This is a genomic window from Cupriavidus sp. 01L45 (assembly GCF_056399885.1).
The window spans coordinates 1-17,380 of the sequence record NZ_JBFTSG010000070.1; the positions used below are offsets into that span (position 1 = coordinate 1).

The 17,380-nt window shown below is 67.5% G+C and carries 17 protein-coding genes and 1 pseudogene; 4 read left to right on the forward strand and 14 right to left on the reverse strand.

Annotated features, from left to right (window positions below; translation table 11 throughout):
- Nucleotides 1–1,438: class I adenylate-forming enzyme family protein (locus tag AC1DT6_RS35000; RefSeq protein ID WP_477115344.1), on the reverse strand; the 1,438-nt coding region annotated here is incomplete at its 3' end.
- 259 nt (nucleotides 1,439–1,697) lie between these two features.
- Nucleotides 1,698–2,156, reverse strand: coding sequence for a PRC-barrel domain-containing protein (locus AC1DT6_RS35005; RefSeq protein WP_428179531.1), 459 nt, complete (start codon nucleotides 2,154–2,156; stop codon nucleotides 1,698–1,700).
- Nucleotides 2,157–2,498: 342 nt separating this feature from the next.
- Here AC1DT6_RS35005 and AC1DT6_RS35010 point away from each other — a divergent pair, with 342 nt between their 5' ends.
- On the forward strand, nucleotides 2,499–2,924 hold the full coding sequence (locus tag AC1DT6_RS35010) for an ElaB/YgaM/YqjD family protein (RefSeq protein ID WP_441633126.1): 426 nt from the start codon (nucleotides 2,499–2,501) through the stop codon (nucleotides 2,922–2,924).
- 52 nt (nucleotides 2,925–2,976) lie between these two features.
- On the opposite strand, the gene AC1DT6_RS35015 is transcribed toward AC1DT6_RS35010, so the two are convergent.
- The 8 genes from AC1DT6_RS35015 to AC1DT6_RS35050 form a co-directional block, all read right to left on the reverse strand.
- Entirely contained in the window at nucleotides 2,977–3,288 is a 312-nt protein-coding gene (locus AC1DT6_RS35015) for a Dabb family protein (RefSeq protein WP_045236571.1), read from the reverse strand.
- Nucleotides 3,289–3,307: 19 nt separating this feature from the next.
- Complete coding sequence (locus AC1DT6_RS35020) at nucleotides 3,308–3,610, reverse strand: YciI family protein (RefSeq protein WP_441633128.1); 303 nt, start codon at nucleotides 3,608–3,610, stop codon at nucleotides 3,308–3,310.
- A gap of 6 nt (nucleotides 3,611–3,616) precedes the next feature.
- Nucleotides 3,617–4,522 carry an intradiol ring-cleavage dioxygenase gene (locus AC1DT6_RS35025; protein ID WP_441633130.1) on the reverse strand — a complete coding sequence of 302 codons (906 nt, stop codon included), beginning with the start codon at nucleotides 4,520–4,522 and terminating at the stop codon, nucleotides 3,617–3,619.
- Between the two features lie 56 nt (nucleotides 4,523–4,578).
- Complete coding sequence (locus tag AC1DT6_RS35030; RefSeq protein ID WP_441633132.1) at nucleotides 4,579–5,544, reverse strand: sugar ABC transporter substrate-binding protein; 966 nt, start codon at nucleotides 5,542–5,544, stop codon at nucleotides 4,579–4,581.
- A gap of 75 nt (nucleotides 5,545–5,619) precedes the next feature.
- Complete coding sequence (locus AC1DT6_RS35035) at nucleotides 5,620–6,588, reverse strand: ABC transporter permease (RefSeq protein WP_477104294.1); 969 nt, start codon at nucleotides 6,586–6,588, stop codon at nucleotides 5,620–5,622.
- Nucleotides 6,585–7,541, reverse strand: a complete 957-nt coding sequence (locus AC1DT6_RS35040) for an ABC transporter permease (RefSeq protein ID WP_035870454.1) — start codon at nucleotides 7,539–7,541, stop codon at nucleotides 6,585–6,587. Before AC1DT6_RS35040 ends, AC1DT6_RS35035 begins: the two co-directional genes overlap by 4 nt.
- A complete protein-coding gene (locus AC1DT6_RS35045) occupies nucleotides 7,534–9,042 on the reverse strand; it encodes a sugar ABC transporter ATP-binding protein (protein WP_441633137.1) in 1,509 nt (502 codons plus the stop codon). Before AC1DT6_RS35045 ends, AC1DT6_RS35040 begins: the two co-directional genes overlap by 8 nt.
- Before the next feature lie 151 nt (nucleotides 9,043–9,193).
- Nucleotides 9,194–10,525 carry an amidohydrolase family protein gene (locus tag AC1DT6_RS35050; RefSeq protein ID WP_441633139.1) on the reverse strand — a complete coding sequence of 444 codons (1,332 nt, stop codon included), beginning with the start codon at nucleotides 10,523–10,525 and terminating at the stop codon, nucleotides 9,194–9,196.
- 313 nt (nucleotides 10,526–10,838) lie between these two features.
- On the opposite strand from AC1DT6_RS35050, the gene AC1DT6_RS35055 reads away from it, so the two are divergent.
- The gene (locus AC1DT6_RS35055) at nucleotides 10,839–11,753 is read left to right on the forward strand and encodes a LysR family transcriptional regulator (RefSeq protein WP_045236578.1); all 915 of its coding nucleotides are present in this window, start codon (nucleotides 10,839–10,841) and stop codon (nucleotides 11,751–11,753) included.
- A gap of 12 nt (nucleotides 11,754–11,765) precedes the next feature.
- On the opposite strand, the gene AC1DT6_RS35060 is transcribed toward AC1DT6_RS35055, so the two are convergent.
- From AC1DT6_RS35060 to AC1DT6_RS35070, 3 genes and pseudogenes are all read right to left on the reverse strand, one after another.
- Complete coding sequence (locus tag AC1DT6_RS35060; RefSeq protein WP_441633177.1) at nucleotides 11,766–12,149, reverse strand: NAD-binding protein; 384 nt, start codon at nucleotides 12,147–12,149, stop codon at nucleotides 11,766–11,768.
- Between the two features lie 33 nt (nucleotides 12,150–12,182).
- Nucleotides 12,183–12,656, reverse strand: a pseudogene (locus AC1DT6_RS35065) (NAD(P)-dependent oxidoreductase); the annotation flags it as partial.
- Between the two features lie 51 nt (nucleotides 12,657–12,707).
- Nucleotides 12,708–13,775: a maleylacetate reductase gene (locus tag AC1DT6_RS35070; protein ID WP_441633141.1), complete on the reverse strand. Its 1,068-nt coding sequence runs from the start codon at nucleotides 13,773–13,775 to the stop codon at nucleotides 12,708–12,710.
- A 433-nt stretch (nucleotides 13,776–14,208) separates the two neighbouring features.
- Between AC1DT6_RS35070 and AC1DT6_RS35075 the strand changes: the two genes are divergently transcribed.
- Together AC1DT6_RS35075 and AC1DT6_RS35080 are read left to right on the forward strand one after the other, a co-directional pair.
- Nucleotides 14,209–15,948 carry a nitrite/sulfite reductase gene (locus tag AC1DT6_RS35075; RefSeq protein WP_441633143.1) on the forward strand — a complete coding sequence of 580 codons (1,740 nt, stop codon included), beginning with the start codon at nucleotides 14,209–14,211 and terminating at the stop codon, nucleotides 15,946–15,948.
- On the forward strand, nucleotides 15,941–16,492 hold the full coding sequence (locus AC1DT6_RS35080) for a DUF934 domain-containing protein (protein ID WP_441633145.1): 552 nt from the start codon (nucleotides 15,941–15,943) through the stop codon (nucleotides 16,490–16,492). The genes AC1DT6_RS35075 and AC1DT6_RS35080 overlap by 8 nt, the downstream gene beginning before the upstream one ends.
- Nucleotides 16,493–16,502: 10 nt before the next feature.
- Here the strand turns inward: AC1DT6_RS35080 and AC1DT6_RS35085 are convergent, their stop codons facing one another.
- On the reverse strand, nucleotides 16,503–17,357 hold the full coding sequence (locus AC1DT6_RS35085) for an alpha/beta fold hydrolase (protein ID WP_477104300.1): 855 nt from the start codon (nucleotides 17,355–17,357) through the stop codon (nucleotides 16,503–16,505).
- Nucleotides 17,358–17,380: the final 23 nt, after the last annotated feature.

Consider the following 17,380-nt stretch of genomic DNA (forward strand, 5'->3'; position numbering starts at 1 on the left):
CCCCGGCCCCTTCCCTACGCACCACAAACGCCACCGCCCCGGCCCCTTCCCTACGCACCACAAACGCCACCGGCGTCTCCCCCCATCGCTGCGATGGCACCCCTACCACGGCGCAGTCCACCACTTCGGGATGCTGCAGCAGAATGCCTTCGAGATCGCTGGGGTAGATATTGAAGCCGCCGCTGATGATCATGTCCTTCTTGCGGTCCATCAGCGTGAGGAAGCCATCTTCGTCAAAGCGGCCGACATCGCCGGTGCGGATAAAGAGCTTGCCGGTGGCGTCGCGCCATTCCGCGGCCGTGGTCTTTTCCGGCTGCTTGTGATAGCCCGCCATGATGATGTTGGAATGCCCGACAACCTCCCCGATCTCGCCCACGGCAACCTCGACGCCGTTGTCGTCGATCAGCCGGATGTCGTGCCCTTCCATCGGCTTGCCGACGGTATGGAGCTTGTTCGGGAATTCGTGCGCCGCCAGCACGCAACTGCCGCCGCCTTCGGTCATGCCGTAGTACTCCACCAGGCCGCCCGGCCAGCGCTTGAGGATCTCGCCCTTCAGCGCGGCCGCGAGCGGTGCGCTGGTGGAGAACTTCATCTTGAATGCCGACAGGTCGTATTCGCCGAAATCGCCGCGGGCCATCAGGCGCTGGTATTGCACCGGCACCAGCATGGTGTGCGTGACGCGATGCCGCGCCGCCAGTTCGAGATAGCGTTTCGCATCGAACTTTGGCATCAGCACCGCGGTGCCGCCCAGCGCCAGCGTGGGGATGAAACTCACCAGCGTGGTGTTGGAGTAAAGCGGCGTGGAGATCAGCGTGACCGCCTCGCGCCCGTAGCCGCCGCTTTCCTGGACACGGCGAATCTGGTTCCAGCGCAGGGCGTGGCCGTGCACGATGCCTTTTGGCGTTCCCGTCGTGCCCGACGAGTAGATGATGTTGAACACTTGCTCCGGCCTGACGGGATGCTCCCGCGGGCGGCTGCCTTGCGGCGCCAGCCAGGCTTCGAAGGACAGCCCGGCGGGCGCGCCGCCCAGGCCGACGAGCCGGGCCTGGATGTCGTCCCTGACCGGCGCGATCTCGCGCAGGACATCCGCATCGGCGAAGAGCAGCCGTGCATCGGAGTCCTGCACCATGCCCGCCAGGCTGGCCGGCGTGGAGGACGGCGCGAGCGGCACCAGGGCGACGCCGGCGCGCAGGCCGCCGATCAGGATCGCCGCGTACTCGACGGAAGCTGCCGCGCACACGGCAAGCGCAGCGCCGGGCTCCAGGCCGTCACGCTGCAATGCGGCCGCAACGCGGTCAACCAGTTCGTCGAATTCGGCATAGGTGAGCGAACGGCGGTCGTCGACCACCGCAACATGCCCGGGTTGCTCGGCCGCGTGCAGCCGGACGCAGCCGGCCAGGTTGCCAATCGGCTGCGCCAGAAGTTCTGTGATGCCCATGGGAATTTCCTGTCTCCACTTGACGTCGCGACCGGCCGTTCTGGAAGAGCGGCCGGTCGCGCGCAGATTTATTGTCCTGAACGGCCGGGCACCCGGCGTTCATCCATGTGCCCGCCGGTTTTACGGCTGGCCGGGGAGAATTCTCGCATGGACGCGGCAAGGCTGCCGCGGGTGATGCCCGGCGCGCGGCGGGACTGGGCGCATCCCCCGCACGCTTGCAGGAAAACAGGAACCTGTCGCGGCGCCTGATGCGCGGCGTTTAGAGCGGGCCACTATCCCCGATCCAGTATGGCGCGCGCCCATAGTACTCGTGCAGCGTGGCGCCCCACTGCGGGTCGGCCATGGACGGCCAGTTGTCCTTGTCGAAGCCCGGCGCGTCCTTGATCCGTTGCGCGGTCACGCCGATGCGGAAGCACTTCTCGTCGGCGTCCAGGGTGAGCGCGCCCCAGGGAATGGCGTGGAGGGTGTCGCCCATCCCGAGAAACCCGCCGCTGGTCAGCACCGCGTAGGCAATGCGGCCGCCACGTACGTCGAGCATGATCTCCGAAATCTTGCCGACATGCTCGCCGTCGGAGGAATAGACTTTGTCGCCTTCCAGCGTCGAGGCCGCCATGACGTCCGGGCCGGGGCCGTCGCCGATCCCGCCTCCGACAATGGCCGCGCCACGGCCGGCGGCGGTCGCGCCACGATTGAGTGCATTGCGATCGAGTTCATTCATGTTCGTCTCCTGATAAGGGTCGTGCCGAAGTGCGCGCAACGAACATGCCAGGACGGCGTTGCCGGCGGCATCGCCTTTCCGGCCTCCGGGTCACGGGAAGAATTACAAAGCCGGTAATTTTCCATGCCTTGCGCCGGCCCGGCGGCATGGCTGCCCACCGGCCTTGCCGGCGGCACGCGCGCCGCGTCACCAAGGCTGGCGCATGGCACGGAACATGCGCCGAGCATATGACCTCGCTTGCGCCGACCCAGGACGCGCAGGCGAATGAGCCGCCAGGTCCACGCTGCGTGCAGCGCACGCGGCACCCTCGCCCGAACGCCCCCCCTCTCAGGAGCACCACGAATGGAAACCCAAGGCAATACCCAATTCCCCGCCCAAAACGATTCGCCGGGTTTCGCCGGCAAGGTAGGCGCGGCAACCGCAAACGTCATGGACGCGGCTAAAGACGCCGGCAAACAGGTCGGCACGGTCGCACGGACCGAAGCCTACGGCCTGAAGCGGGAGCTCGATGACCTGATTGCCCGTATCCCCACCTTGTCGGGGGCTGCGCTGGATCAGGCCAAGGAAGAGTTCCTGAACAAGATGAACGCTACCCGGGACGCCGCGAAAGGCATTTCCGATAACGTGCGCCAGCAACTCTCCCAGCGCGCCGAAGACACCGCCGCCTACGTCAAGGCGCAACCCCTGCGCTCGATGGGCATAGCGGTCGGGGCCGGCATCATCCTGGGCCTGTGGATGTCCAACCGGAGCGGCCGCGCCACAGGCTGAAACCCGGACCACGCCCGCTTGCGCCCGGCCGGGCATCCCGTGCCGGGCGCCATCATGCGGACGCTTCGTAGTCCACCTGGTGCCGCGCGATGCGCAGGTCGCCAAGCTCGGCCTTCACGCGCAGGTGCTCCGGATGGCTGGCGTAGCCTTCCAGCGCCGATTGCGACTCGAACTCGGAGTACAGGACCACGTCGCAGGCGTAGTTGACCCTGCTGGCGTCCACGCCGACCTCCAGGTGGCGCAGTCCCGGGATCCGGCCGCGCAGCCCTTCGAAGGCAAGCTTCAGCCGGGCCACGCCGTCCTGCTTGTCCACTTCGGTTTCCCCGCGCAGGTTCCACATCACGATGTGTTTGACAATGGGCACGTCTCCTCCTTTCCGGATCTCAGGCCGGCGGAAAACCGGCCTTCTGCGGCCACAGGTTGGCAAAGGCATGGACGGTCGACTGCCCATACACACCGGCCTTGGTAAAGGGCTCGGCTTCCAGCCACGCCTGCGCTTCCGCCCGCGAGGCAAAGTCGATCACCAGCAGGCTGCCGACCATGGTGGCGCCGTCGTCGCCCAGCAGCGGGCCCGCAAAGGCGACGCTGCCCGCCCTGGCGCCCAGATAGGCCTTGTGCTCCGGGCGCACCCGGGCGCGCAGTTCGCCGGTGCCGGGCTTGTCGAGAAGATGGAATACAAACAACATGCGGGCTTACCTCCGTGTTGACGATGACGTTGACGATGAAGCCGGCGCCGACGGCGCCGGGTTGAGGATGAAATCGAAGTCCAGCGTGTAGAACGGCCTGGCGGATGCCGTACCGTCGGGCGCGATGCCGGGCTCATGCCGCACCCAGTCTCCGATCAGGGAACTGCGCACACCGAAGACCGCATCCGAATCCAGGTACTCGCCGCCCTCGCGGAACACATGGGTGATGAGCGTCTCGTACCCCGGTGCGGTGATCATGAAGTGCAGGTGGGCCGGGCGCCACGGGTGGCGGCCCATGGCGTCGAGCATGCGCCCCACCGGCCCGTCGTGCGGGATCGGATAGCACTCCGCGACGATCGACTTGAAGTGAAAGCCGCCGTTGGCGTCGGCGGTCAGCGCGCCGCGCCCCTGATGGCCGTCGCGCCCGCTCTGCTGCACGTCGTAGAAGCCATCGGAATCCGCCTGCCACACTTCCAGCCTGGCATGGGGCACCGCCTCGCCCGTCACGCTCCTGACCTGGCCGCTGACGTAACACGGCTCGCCGGTCATGCCGTTGCCCACATCGCCGCCCAGTTCATACTCCGGCGCGCCATCCACATAGAAGGGCCCGAACACCGTGGCCTCGGTGCAGCCGCGCGGCTTCTTGTGGTTCTGCGCCGTGACCAGCGTGGACAGGCCCAGCGTGTCGGACAGCAGGATGAACTCCTGCCGGCTGTCGGTGCAGGTATGGCCGATTTCGGTCAGGAACCTGATCCCTTCGGCCCATTCGGCCTCGGTGAGACGCACCTCGCGGGCAAAGGCGTGCAGATGCTGGACCAGGCTGGTCATGATCTCCTTGAGCCGCCCGTCCGGCATATCGGCGTGCCGCGCCAGCACCGCCTGGGTAATGGTTTCTTCGTCTAGATTGCGCATGGTGTCTGTTCTCTGGTTGTCGATCTGTCGATCGTCCGGGCGCCGGGCTGTGAATCTCAGGCCTTGGCCGCATCCTCCCAGCGCGGGCAGCTGCGCTTGCTCGCCGGGACATCGATCGATTGGTAGTTCGTCTTGTCCACCACCGTGGCCGGCAGCACGATGCTCTGGATGACCGGCATGCCGCGCAGCTTGCGAATGGCGGCCATCGTGCCCAGGCAGCCCTGGGCAAATCCATTGTAGTCACCGGTCGCGAGCAAGGTACCCGCCTTGATGGCATCGATCGCCTCCTGGGTGCCGTTGATGCCGGACACCAGTGCCTTGCGGTTGGCGCCCTGCAGCGCCTCGATGGCGCCGATGGCCATGGCGTCGTTGGCGGCGAAGATGCCGTCGATCTGCGGGTACGACTGCATCAGGTTTTCCATCACCTGCAGCGCCTGCAGGCGCTGGTAGTTGGCCGGCTGCGACGCCAGCAGCTTGACGCCGGGGAACGCCTTGAGCGCGTCCTGCATGCCCCTGACGCGGTCGATATTGGTCAGCGAGCCCTTGATGCCCTCGAGCAGGATAACGTTGCCTTTGCCGCCCATGGCCTTGAACAGGTGGGAGGCGGTCTTCAGGCCGAGGTCGTAGTCGCTCGCGCCCACGAAGGAGACGAAGTTGCCGACCTCGCTCTTGTCGGTGACGTTGACCACCGGGATGTTCGCCGCGTTGATCTTCTTCACGCCCGGCCCCATCGCCTTGTAGTCCACCGGAACGAAGACGATGGCGTCGGCCTTCTTGACGATCACGTCTTCGACCTGGCTCATCTGTTCCGGGATGCTGTCCGGCTTGGTCGGGATGTAGTGGGTGACGCGGGCGTTCATGCTCTTGGCCGCCGCGTCCGCGCCCTGGCGCACCACCTGGAAGAACGGATTGGTCTGGTTCTTGGTGAATACCGCGATGCGCTCGCCGTCCGCGTGGGCCGGCGCCGCCAGCATGCCGAGGGCCAGCACGCCTGCCAGTTGTTTCAGGTTACGTAGGTTCATGTTGTCTCCTTGGTTTTTGATGAAGGGCCATGCGCGGCGGCGCCCGCCGCCGCGCCGGCAGGATTGCGGCCTGACTTACGGCCTGACACCCAGCCGCTTGCGCGACAGCGTGTCCAGGAATACCGCCAGCACGACGATCACGCCGGTCACCAGGGGCTGCCAGTTGGCGCTCACGGTCAGCAGGTTCATGCCGTTGAGCACCAGCGTCAGGATGATGGCGCCGACCAGCGTGCCGGATACGCGGCCCACGCCGCCGAACAGCGAGGTGCCGCCGATCAGCACCGCGGCAATGGCGGGCAGCGTCAAGGCCTCGCCGATGTCGCCCTCGGCCGAGTTGAGCCGGGCCAGGAACACCAGGCTGGCGATGCCGGCCATCGCGCCGCTCACCAGATACACCAGCACCAGCCGCCGCTTCACCGGAACGCCCGAAAGCCGGGCTGCCACGGGATTCGCGCCGATGGCGTAGATCTCCTGCCCGTAGACGGTCTTCTGCGACATGGCGGTGCCGGCCACCAGGAACAGCAGCATCAGGTAGACCGGGACCGGCACACCCAGCAAGTAGCCGCTGCCGATGGCGCGGAACGCCGGCGGAAAGCCATGGATGGTCTCGCCCGCCATGAACCAGTAGGTGACGCCGTGCAGCACCCACAACATGCCGTAGGTGGCAATGAAGGGCGGGATGCGCAGCATGGCCACCAGCAGCCCGTTGGCCAGGCCGATCAGCGCGCCGGTGCCAAGCCCCGCGCCCACGCCGAGCGTGGTCGATCCCGTGGCCTTCATCACGGTGGCCGCCACGCAGGCCGACATCGCCACATTGGCGCCCACCGACAGGTCCAGCCCGCCGGTGAGGATCACCAGCGTCACGCCGGATGCCAGCAGGAACAGCAGGCTGGCCTGGCGCAGCACATTGAGGATATTGCTCAGCGTCAGGAATGCGTCGGACGCCACGGCAAGCAGCAGGCACAGCAAACCGAGCGCAAACAGCCGGTAGGCAAACGAGCGGGCATCCGCCGAGAGTGGCGGGAACAGAGTCGCCGTGTTCATGCTTTCCCCTTGAAGGATTCGATCAGCAGCACCACCAGCACCAGCACGCCGATCGCCGCCACCTGCACCGACGACTGCACGCCGACGAGGTTGAGCCCGTTGCGCAGCACGCCCACCGCCAGCACGCCCAGCACCGTGCCGGGCAGCCAGCCGTTGCCGCGGTCGAAGGTGGTGCCGCCCACCGCCACCGCGGCGATGGCATCGAACTCCAGCCCGATGGCCGCCGTGGGATGCCCCGCGTTCATGCGTGCGGTGAGCAGCAGCGCGGCCACGCCGGCCATCAGCCCGCCCAGCACATACACCGCGATGAGACAGACATTGATGCGCACGCCGGAGAACTTGAGCGCCTCGCGGTTGCCGCCCAGCGCGAACACATAGGCGCCGAAGCGGGTGCGGTACAGCAGCCAGTGGAACAGGCCGTAGAACGCCACGGCGATCCAGATGGGAAAGGGAATGCCCAGCAGTTGCCCGGAATAGATCAGCGGGATGGTGTCGCCGATGCCCACCACGCTCTGGCCATCGGTGGCCACCAGCGCCAGGCCCTGCGCGGCGCCGAGCGTGCCGAGCGTCGCCACGAAGGGCGGAATCTCCAGCCACGACACCAGCGCGCCGTTGAGCAGCCCGAACGCCAGCCCGGTCAGGAGCGCCGCGCCCAGCGCGAGCGGCAGCGATCCGGTGGACACCATCACCATGGCCAGCACCACGCCGCACAGCGTCAGCACGGCGCCCATCGACAGGTCCAGGCCTTCGGTCATGATGATCAGCGTCATCGGCAAGGCGATCAGCAGCAGGATGGTGGATTGCGTGCCGATGTTCAGCAGGTTGTCCACGCTCAGGAAGCCCGAGCCCGTGGCGCTGAATACCAGCGAAAGCAGCAGCAGCACCCAGACCGAGCCGGGCAGCTTGCCGAACGGCCGGCCCGGCTGCCGCGGTAGTGCGTTGGTATCAAGCATCGTTCATCCCCAGTTGCAGAATGCGTTCTTCGGTCATCTCGCCATGCGCGACCTCGCCGGCGATACGGCCGCCGCGCATGACGTAGGTGCGGTCGCAGACATTGATGATTTCCGGCAGTTCGGAACTGATCAGCAGCACGCCCGCGCCCTGCCTGACCAGGCTGTCGATCAGCGCAAAGATCTCCGCCTTGGCGCCCACGTCGATGCCGCGCGTGGGCTCGTCGAAGATGAACAGCCTGGCTTGCGCCACCAGCCACTTGCCGATCACGATCTTCTGCTGGTTGCCGCCCGAGAGGAATTGCGCAAGCTGGTCGCCATCGGGCGTGGCGATGCGCAGCCGCGCGATCTCGCGCGCGGCCAGCGCCTCGGCCTTGTCGGCGCGATACCAGCGCGAGGGAAACGCGCGCCGCAGGCCGGCCAGCAGCAGGTTGTCCCGCACCGTGCGGATCAGCGCCAGCCCTTCGGACTTGCGGCTTTCCGGGATCAGCGCGGCGCCCAGTTCGCGGGCGCGGTCCGGCCCCCCGGCGAGCCGCTGGCCGAAAATCCTGATTTCGCCCTGCCGGATCGGGTCGGCGCCAAACACGGCGCGCGCCACTTCGCTGCGCCCCGATCCCACCAGCCCCGCCAGGCCGACGATCTCGCCGGCGCGCACTTGCAGGTTGATCTCCGTGATGCCGCTGTCAGCGCTGACGTTGCGCACATCGAGCGCCACCTCGCCCGGCTGCGCGCCGCGCTCGCGGCTATAGCTCATATCGACCTTGCGGCCCACCATGCGCGCCACCAGCTCGTCCGGCGAGGCGTCGCCGGGCAGGCAGGCGCCCACCTTGCGGCCGTCGCGCAGGATGGTGATGCGGTCGCCGAGTGCGAAGACCTCGGCCATGCGGTGCGAGATGTAGATCATCGAGACGCCATCCGCCTTCAGCCGTGCGATCACCGCGAACAGCTTCTCGGTCTCGCGGTCGGACAGCGCGGCGGTGGGTTCGTCCAGCACCAGGATGCGGGCGTTCTGCGACAGCGCCTTGGCGATCTCCACCATCTGCTGCTGCGCCACGCCCAGTTCATGCACCGGCGTGCGCGTGCTCACCTCCATGCCGAGGATGTCGAGGATGCGGCGCGCTTCGGCGTGCATTGCGGCGGTGTCGACGGAGCCGGGAATGCGGCCTGCGGGCTCGCGGCCGAGGAAGATGTTCTGCGCGATGTCCAGGTAGGGCACCAGCGAGAATTCCTGGAAAATCACCGCAATGCCGAGCCGCATGGTGTCGGCCGGGCTGGCGATCGTCACGGGGTTGCCCTCGTGATAGAACTCGCCGGCATCGGCCACATAGACGCCGCACAGGACTTTCATCAGCGATGACTTGCCGGCGCCGTTCTCGCCCAGCAGCATATGCACTTCGCCGGGATAGATGGTGAACGACACGTCGTCCAGCGCCTTCACGCCCGGAAAGTGCTTGCTGATTCCACGCATCTCGAACAGCGGCGTGATTTCCGTGATGGCGTTCATGATGCGAGCCTGTGGATCGCGCCGGCGCCGATGCCGCGCGTGGCAGGTTGTCGATGCATGGTCTCCTCCTTTTCTGGTTGGTGGTTCTTCAGGCGCTGGTGGCGGATTGATGCGGCCGCCGTCCCTTTCGCCCCGGGACATCCCTTGTTCCCTACCGCCCCGCCGCCAGCCGTTCGCCGGACTCGCGCAGCCTCTCAAGCTTGCCCGCCAGCCCGTCCACCAGCAGCCGCCCGTGGCGCTTGCGCGCCCGGCCCGCCACGAACACGCTGTCGATGTTGGCCAGGCTCGCCTGCATCACGATGGCGCTGACGGGGTCGTGCAGCGGCATCATGTTGAGCTTGCGCGCGTCGATCAGGACCAGGTCGGCCTGCTTGCCCACGGCCAGCGAGCCGATGCGGTCTTCCATGCCGAGCATTCGCGCGCCGGCCAGCGTGATCCAGTCCAGCGCGTCGCGGCAGCTCGCCGCATGGGTGGGGCCGATGTCACCGTGCTGTTGCCGGTAGGCGGCATGGTCCAGCGCACGCTGTACGCCCAGCGCAATCCGCGCGGCAATGAACATCTCGCCGGACAGACCCGATTCCAGGTCCACGCCAAGCGACGGCGCCGCGCCCAGCCGCATCAGCCGGCCGGTGATCGGGAAGCCATGGCCCTGCGTCAGTTCGTTCTCCGGCGTCACGGAGAAACTCATCCCCAGGCCGACGAAACGGGCAAGCTGTTCGTCCGTCAGGTTGTTGCCGTGCACGATATTGATATGCGGCCCGAGCAGCCCCGCCCGCTCCAGCCGCTCCCACCCATCCGGCGTGCGCGCGCTGCCGCCGCCCTGGTGCAGGCTGGCCAGCAGGCCGAACTCGCGCGCCAGGGCAAAGTCGTGCAGCGCCACGTCCAGCGTCGAGTAGTGCGGGCCCAGGATGGCCAGGCCGAGGCTAAGCAAGGACGAGCCTTGCAGCCGCTTTGACAAGCGCTCCACCTCGCTGCGCGGGTGCGGCATTTCCCAGAACGGCATGGCGCCGGGCTTGGGGTCGGGCTTGGGCGAGCCGTGCAGGAAGGCCGCGCGGATGCCGGACTGCGCCAGCGCGTCCAGCGCGGCATCGCTATGCGCCGGGGTGGGATTGTTATGGCACCAGTCCACCAGCGTGGTGGTGCCGCAGTCCAGCTGGTTCCAGGCGCCGGCGAGCGTGGCGATGCCAATGTCTTCCGGTGTGAAGCGCGTGGCCAGCCCCGCGTGCATCTGCCGGAAATACCCGGTCAGCGTCCAGCCGGAAGCCACCCCGCGCAGCGCGGTCTGCCAGGTGTGCATATGCGCGTTGACGAAGCCGGGCGCCGCGATAAAGCCGCGCGCGTCGATCCGTTCCGCGTCACCCGCGTCGATGCGCGGCGCGATCGCGGCGATGCGCTCGCCTTCGATCAGCAGGTCGCCGGTGAACTCGCCAAGGGTGGGCTCCATCGTGACCAGGGTCGCCCCGCTTACCAGGATGCGTGACATGAGCGCTGTCCTCCTTAACGCGAAAGGCAAACAAGACGCGGGGGACAAGCGAAGCGGAATGCGAGCATGGAATGGTCTCCTTGGCGCGGCGGCGCTGCCGGTATCCGGCGCGCCACTCTGGCTTTCTTCGGGTGGGCTGTCGTGCCGTGCGCATTCGCCGCCAGCGGCGGAATCAAGCACCTGACATCCGTTGGAACAAACTCTATACTCCCGGAAAACGGAAAAAAACGACGGATCAGGAAATCTTCTTTCCACCTGGCGAGGGAATCCGGCCAGGACAAGGGAGGAGAAGCCGCACACGGGGAGACGCAAGATGGACCGCTGGACCGAATTCGAACTGTTCGTTCAGATCGCCGAACTGGGCAGCATCACCAAGGCTGCCGAGAGCCTGGACATTTCCAATGCGGCGGCAAGCCGCTACCTCGCTTCGCTTGAGGAGCGCCTCTCGGCGCGGCTGATCGAGCGCAACACGCGGCGGCTGTACCTGACCGACGTGGGGCACGAGTTTTTCCGGCGCTGCAAGGGTGTGCTGGCGGAAATGAAAGAAGCGGAGGCGGCCGTGAACGCCAATGTGCTGGAGCCGGGCGGCACGCTGACCATCACCGCCTCGCTGTCGTTTTCCATGAAACACCTGGCGCCGCTGCTGCCCGACTTCACCGCGCTCTATCCGAAGGTGGACGTCAATATCCTCGCGGCCAACCGCTACTACGACATCATGGACAGCGGCATCGACCTGGCCATCCGCACCCGCGAGTTCGAGCCCGACTCCGGCCTCACGGTGCGCCGGCTGGCGGAGACGCGTCGCATCCTGGCCGCTTCGCCGCGCTACCTGGGCCGCATGGGCACGCCGCGCGAGGTCGAGGACCTGCTGCGCCACCAGATGCTGATCTACTCCTACGCGAACCGGCCGCACGAGATGACCTTCACCCGCAACGGCGAGGAGAAATCAGTCACGGTGCGCAGCAAGCTGGAGTCCAACGACGGCCAGGTGATACGCGCCGCCGCGCTGGAAGGCCTGGGCATCCTGGTGCAGCCCAAGTACATCGTCTATGACGATATCGTTGCCGGCCGGCTGATCCCGGTGCTGGACGACTGGGACCTGCCCCGGCTCACCATCAATATCGCCTTCCAGAGCCGACGCTACCTGGCCGCCAAGGTGCGCTTGTTCATCGATTTCCTGGTGGCGCACTTCGAGCGCATGGACTACGAGCGCAAATGGACATCGTGAGGCCGCCGCGCGCTAGGCACTCACCGCCGGCAGGCCGGCGGTGAGCCGCGCCGACTTGATCACCGCCGCGTAGTCGTCGGCGGCCATGCCCTGCGCCGCCGCGCCCTGCAGCATCTGGCCGAGCAGCGCCGTGAGCGACAACGGCACGCGCAAGCTGGCGCCGGCGTCCAGGATCAGCCCAACGTCCTTGAGCATCTGGTCCACGGTGAACGTCGGCGTGTAGTCGTTCTCCACCAGTTGCGCCGACTTGGCCTTGACGATAGGCGCGGCCACCGCGCTGGCGGTGATCACGGACCACATGTCCTGCCATTTGAGGCCGCCCTTGGCGCCCAGCGCCAGCGCTTCGGCAAGCATGCCGGAGGTCAGGCCGATCATCAGGTTCACCACCAGCTTCATCAGGCGGGCTTCCTCGGCTTCGCCGAGGTAGAACTGCGTCGGCCCCAGGGTTGCCAGCAACGGGCGCGCTATCTCGTACGCCGCCGCCGGACCGGAGACCAGCGCCGTCAGTTGCGCGGCTTCCGCCATCTTGTTGTTGCCCGATACCGTCACGCGCAGGTATTGGATGTTCCGCTGCGCCAACATGGCGGCAACGCGGGCGGACGCTTGCGGCGACACCGTGCTGGTATCGATATACAGCGTGCCCGGCGCGGCCAGTTCAGCCAGCCGGGCACCGACCGCCTCGAAGGCCGCGTCGTGCGGCAGGGAGCTGATTACGACATCCTTGCCGGCGATTGCCTCCGCCAGCGAGCCTGCCACCCCGAGCCCTGCCTGACGGGCAGCTTCCAGCACCGCGGGGGACTGGTCGAAGCCTTCGACCGAGTGGCCGGCCGCGGCCAGGTGGCGTCCCATGGGCAAGCCCATCTTGCCGGTTCCGATGAAGCCGATCTGCATGGTTTGTCTCCAGTTCGTTGTGTGCTTGGCGTGATTGCGCGGCGGTTGCGCGCCGGTTGCGTCTCAGTCCGGGCGCAGGCCTTCAAAGGCAGCCTGCAGCAATTCGCGAATCGGCGCGCTTTCGATGGGGCGCGGATTCCAGTAAGGGTTGGCCAGCGCGATTTCGGCGGCACGGTCCAGGTCCTCTCGTTTCATGCCGATATCGCGCAGCGCGGTGGCCGCGCCGTGGCGGGCAGCCAGGTCATGGAGCCCGCGCGCCGCTGAAATGTGCTCGCTGCCAAGGGCACGCCGGATCCTCGCCATCGCTTCCGGCGCGGCACCGGCGTTATAGGCCATGGCGTGCGGCAGCACGACCGTATGCGTTTCGGCATGCGGCAGGTTGAAGCTGCCGCCCAGCGTATGGCACAGCTTGTGGTGCAGCGCCATGCCGACGCTGCCCAGCACCGAGCCGCAGAGCCACGCGCCATAGAGGCAATCGGCGCGGGCATCGAGATCGGACGGGACCTCGCAGATGCGGGGAATCGCGCTGGCCAGCGCCCGGATTCCCTCCTCGGCCATCAGCGACGTCACCGGGTTGGCATCTTCGGCATACAGGCCTTCCGCCGCATGGGCGATGGCGTTCAGCGCGCTGGTCACGCTCATGGCAACCGGCAGGCCGACGGTAAGTTCGGGATCGTAGATCACGGTGCGGGGCAGGACGCGCGGGTCGCGGCCGGTCTTCTTCAGGCCGGCATCGGTGATGCCGTAGATCGGCGTCATCTCCGAGCCCGCGTAGGTGGTGGGAATCGCCAGGATGGGCAGCCCGGAGGTCAGCGCGATCGCCTTGCCCAGCCCCGTGGTCGAGCCGCCGCCGATGGCGATCGCGCAATCCGCGCCCAACGCCTGCGCGTGCCTGGCAGCCGCGCGCGCGGTCTCGAGAGGCACGTGCATGATGGCGCCGGCGTAGATGCCKGCCGAGAGCGGCCCCAGCAATTCCGCAACGCGCAGCGCCTCCTCCGTCTGGTTCGGCGTGCACAGCACCAGCGCGCGTTGCGCACCCATGCGCTCCACCTCCTGCGCAACCTGGCTCAAGGTGCCCGCGCCGAACAGGACGCGCATGGGCTGGGCCGTATAGACAAACGACTTTGGCATAGGCTTGGTCTTCCTCCGGATCGGTCTGGATCTGCGCCCGCTCCGCGGGTCTTGCCCGCGCCGGGACCTGCAAGCGGGCAGGCGGCGCGCGCGGACTCCGCAGACTCGTTACGCACGTTAGCCTTCCGCGTGGCGGAAAGAAATGCCGGGAAGGGAAAACAGTCTTGACGGGAAAGGAAGAATCGCGGACACACGGCGCAGTTGCCAGGGATTGCGCGGGGACCGCATGGCCAGCGCGTTCGCCAATGCCGAGCGCACCAGAGCGCACCCGAACGCACATGACAGCCCGCGCCGCCGCTGCTCCGTGCCGAACGCGCACCAACTGATCCTGTTCGGCCCGCATCAGGGGCGCTAGCCTGATGGCTACCCACAAGCCCCTCGCCGGCGGCGGCGACATTGCCCGTTTCCCGCACGGCAAACCTGGAAGTGCCCCATGTACTTATATGATGAGATCGACCAGCAACTGGTCGACCAGCGCGTTACGCAATTCGCCGGCCAGACCGAACGTTTCCTCAGCGGCCAGCTCACCGAAGACGAGTTCCGCGTGCTGCGCCTGCAGAATGGCCTCTATATCCAGCGGCATGCGCCCATGCTGCGCGTGGCGATTCCCTACGGCATGCTGGTGTCCCGGCAACTGCGCAAGCTGGCCGAGATCTCGCGCCGCTGGGATCGCGGCTACGGGCACTTCAGCACACGCCAGAACATGCAGTTCAACTGGCCGCGCCTGGAAGACGCGCCCGCCATCCTGGCGGAGCTGGCCACCGTGCAGATGCATGCGATCCAGACCAGCGGCAATTGCATCCGCAACACCACCACCGATCATTTCGCGGGCCTGGCGCCGGACGAGGTCGTGAACCCGCTGGTGTGGTGCGAGATCATCCGCCAGTGGTCCATGCTGCATCCGGAGTTCGCCTTCCTGCCGCGCAAGTTCAAGATCGCCGTGAGCGGCGCCACCACGGACCGGGCCGCGGTCGGCGTGCACGACATCGGCCTGCAGGCGGTGGAGCGCGACGGCGAACTGGGTTTCCGGGTCTGGGTGGGCGGCGGCATGGGCCGCACGCCGATGGTCGGCAAGCTGATCAACGCCTTCGTGCACTGGTCCGATCTGCTGACCTACCTGCAGGCCACGCTGCGCGTCTACAACCTGCACGGGCGGCGCGACAACAAGTACAAGGCGCGCATCAAGATCCTGGTGAAAGACCTGACGCCCGGCGTGTTCGCGCAGCAGGTTGACGAGCAATGGCAGCGCATCCGCGGCGGCCCGGATACGGTCAGCACGGACTTCGTGAAAGGCGTGGCCAGCCGCTTCACCACGCCGGATTACGATCCCGGCGCGGCGGACGAGCCCGGCCCCGGCCCTGCCCTGACGGCGGCCCAGCCCCGCTTCGCCCGCTGGCTGCGCAGCAATGTGCATGCGCACCGCGTGCCCGGCTACGCCGCCGTGACCGTGTCGCTGAAAGCCACCGGCGCGCCCCCCGGCGACATCACCGCGGACCAGATGGATGCGGTGGCGGATATGGCGGACCGCTACGGCTTTGGCGAGCTGCGCGTCTCGCATGAGCAGAACCTGATCCTGGCCGACGTGCGCCGCAGCCAGCTGTACGCGCTATGGCTGGAGTTGGATGCCTTGCGCCTGGCCACCGCGAATATCGGCATGCTCACCAATATCATCGCCTGCCCGGGCGGGGATTTCTGCTCGCTGGCGAACGCCGTGTCGATTCCACTGGCGGAGGCCATCCAGCGCCGCTTCGACGACCTGGACTACCTGTTCGAAATCGGCGAGCTGGACCTGAACATCTCCGGCTGCATCAACTCCTGCGGGCACCATCACGTCGGCCATATCGGCATCCTCGGCGTCGACAAGGCCGGCGAGGAGTGGTACCAGGTCACCGTCGGCGGGCGCCAGAACGGCGCCGCCGGCCATGCCCTGCTTGACCAGCACAAGGGCGGGGGCGCGGCCATTGGCCGCATCATCGGCCCGTCCTTCGCGCGCGATGAAATCCCCGACGTGGTCGCGCTGCTGATCGACACTTACCTGTCCCTGCGCGACAGCGAGGCGGAGCGGTTTATCGACGTGGTCGAGCGCGTCGGCGTGGATCCCTTCAAGCAGGCGGTCTACCAGGACCCGAGGATCGTCGCGCGGCGGCAGCAGGCGGAGGTGGCCCGTGCCTGAAACCCAATTCCTGCCGCAGTCCGACAAATTGAACAACGTGATCCGCAACGGCCGGCTCGAAGCCGACATCTGGCGCGCCTTCGTGGCGGACGAGAGCGTGGCCGGCTCGACCATGCCGCCCGACGAAGATGGCTGGCTGGTCACGCTTGACACCTGGCGGGCCACCCGCGTCGCCTTGCGCGCGCGCCGCCATCCGGTGGCCGTGTACCTGGCGCCGGATGCGGAACCGGAAGACTTGCTGGACGCGGGCGCCACTGTCATCGATGCGACCGGCATCGCGCACCTGGCGATCGACTTCCCGGTCTATACCGACGGGCGCGGCTATTCGCTGGCCCAGTTGCTGCGCACGCAATACGGCTGGCGTGGCGAGCTGCGCGCGGTGGGCGACGTGATGATCGATACGGTGCACTACATGGCCCGCTGCGGCTTCGATGCGTTCGCCGTCAAGCCGAGCCACGACCCGCAGGCCGCCCTCGCCGCGCTGGGCACGTTCACGGTGCATTACCAGAAGACGTACGCATCCACGTCCACCCTGGCGGCATAGGCGCGGGACGCTATCTTGCCAGCCACCCGCCCAGCAGCGCGTTGACTGGCTCGTGCGCCTCGTACTGGACCCAGTGCCCCGCATCCGGGATGATGCGGCCCTGCCGCTGCACGCTGCCCTGCGTCATGGCCGCCACCGCCGCGGCCGGGTCGGCCGTCACATCGTGCTCGCCCCATGCAAGCAGCACTTCGCCGCCGAAGCGGTCCAGCGCGTCGCGCAGGCCGCCCGCGCGCGAGATGTTCTTGCTGCGAAAGCGTGTATGCCGGCATGACTCGGTGTGCGCGTACAGGGCCATGGCATCGACCCTGGCCGGGTCCGCGATCATGAACGCCTCCAGGTTGTAGCGCATCGCCTGCGCCAGCGCCGCGCCGTCCGCCGCCTTGCGCCAGTCCACCAGCGCGCGCTGCTGCCGGCGAATGCCGCCGTGCCCGGCCGAACCCAGCAGGGCAAGCCGGCGCACCGTGCCAAGCGCGGCGGCCACGTTCGCGGCGACCAGCCCGCCGAACGAGAAGCCGGCGAGGTCGATTTCGTCCGCGCAGCCGGGCAACTGTCGGATCGCCGCCGCGAGCGTGCCGGCCATGACGGACAGATCGCTGACGATGTCATCCGACTCGCCAAAGCCGGGCATGTCCGGCGCCCAGACCGTGCGTTGCGCAGCCAGCGCCTCGATATTGCGCACCCAGTGCAGCCAGCTGCCATGTCCGCCATGCAAGAGGATGACCGGGCGCCCTTCGCCGAAGCGACGCCAGACCACCCGGCAGCCGCCGGCACCGGTCACGATCCGTTCCGCCCGATGCGCCAGGGCGGCCGCCTCCGCCCGAGGCTGTTCCGGGTTGACAGGGGTATTGCTGCTTATCTGGGTCATGGGCATGGGCGCGCGCCGGCTTG

What these genes read in the sequence shown, in the direction of transcription:
- AC1DT6_RS35085 (WP_477104300.1), bottom strand. Translation starts at nt 17,357, where the DNA reads ATGACCCAGATAAGCAGCAATACCCCTGTCAACCCGGAACAGCCTCGG.
- AC1DT6_RS35010 (WP_441633126.1), top strand. Translation starts at nt 2,499, where the DNA reads ATGGAAACCCAAGGCAATACCCAATTCCCCGCCCAAAACGATTCGCCG.
- AC1DT6_RS35020 (WP_441633128.1), bottom strand. Translation starts at nt 3,610, where the DNA reads ATGTTGTTTGTATTCCATCTTCTCGACAAGCCCGGCACCGGCGAACTG.
- AC1DT6_RS35045 (WP_441633137.1), bottom strand. Translation starts at nt 9,042, where the DNA reads ATGAACGCCATCACGGAAATCACGCCGCTGTTCGAGATGCGTGGAATC.
- AC1DT6_RS35060 (WP_441633177.1), bottom strand. Translation starts at nt 12,149, where the DNA reads ATGAAGCTGGTGGTGAACCTGATGATCGGCCTGACCTCCGGCATGCTT.
- AC1DT6_RS35075 (WP_441633143.1), top strand. Translation starts at nt 14,209, where the DNA reads ATGTACTTATATGATGAGATCGACCAGCAACTGGTCGACCAGCGCGTT.
- AC1DT6_RS35040 (WP_035870454.1), bottom strand. Translation starts at nt 7,541, where the DNA reads ATGCTTGATACCAACGCACTACCGCGGCAGCCGGGCCGGCCGTTCGGC.
- AC1DT6_RS35035 (WP_477104294.1), bottom strand. Translation starts at nt 6,588, where the DNA reads ATGAACACGGCGACTCTGTTCCCGCCACTCTCGGCGGATGCCCGCTCG.
- AC1DT6_RS35025 (WP_441633130.1), bottom strand. Translation starts at nt 4,522, where the DNA reads ATGCGCAATCTAGACGAAGAAACCATTACCCAGGCGGTGCTGGCGCGG.
- AC1DT6_RS35050 (WP_441633139.1), bottom strand. Translation starts at nt 10,525, where the DNA reads ATGTCACGCATCCTGGTAAGCGGGGCGACCCTGGTCACGATGGAGCCC.
- AC1DT6_RS35005 (WP_428179531.1), bottom strand. Translation starts at nt 2,156, where the DNA reads ATGAATGAACTCGATCGCAATGCACTCAATCGTGGCGCGACCGCCGCC.
- AC1DT6_RS35055 (WP_045236578.1), top strand. Translation starts at nt 10,839, where the DNA reads ATGGACCGCTGGACCGAATTCGAACTGTTCGTTCAGATCGCCGAACTG.
- AC1DT6_RS35030 (WP_441633132.1), bottom strand. Translation starts at nt 5,544, where the DNA reads ATGAACCTACGTAACCTGAAACAACTGGCAGGCGTGCTGGCCCTCGGC.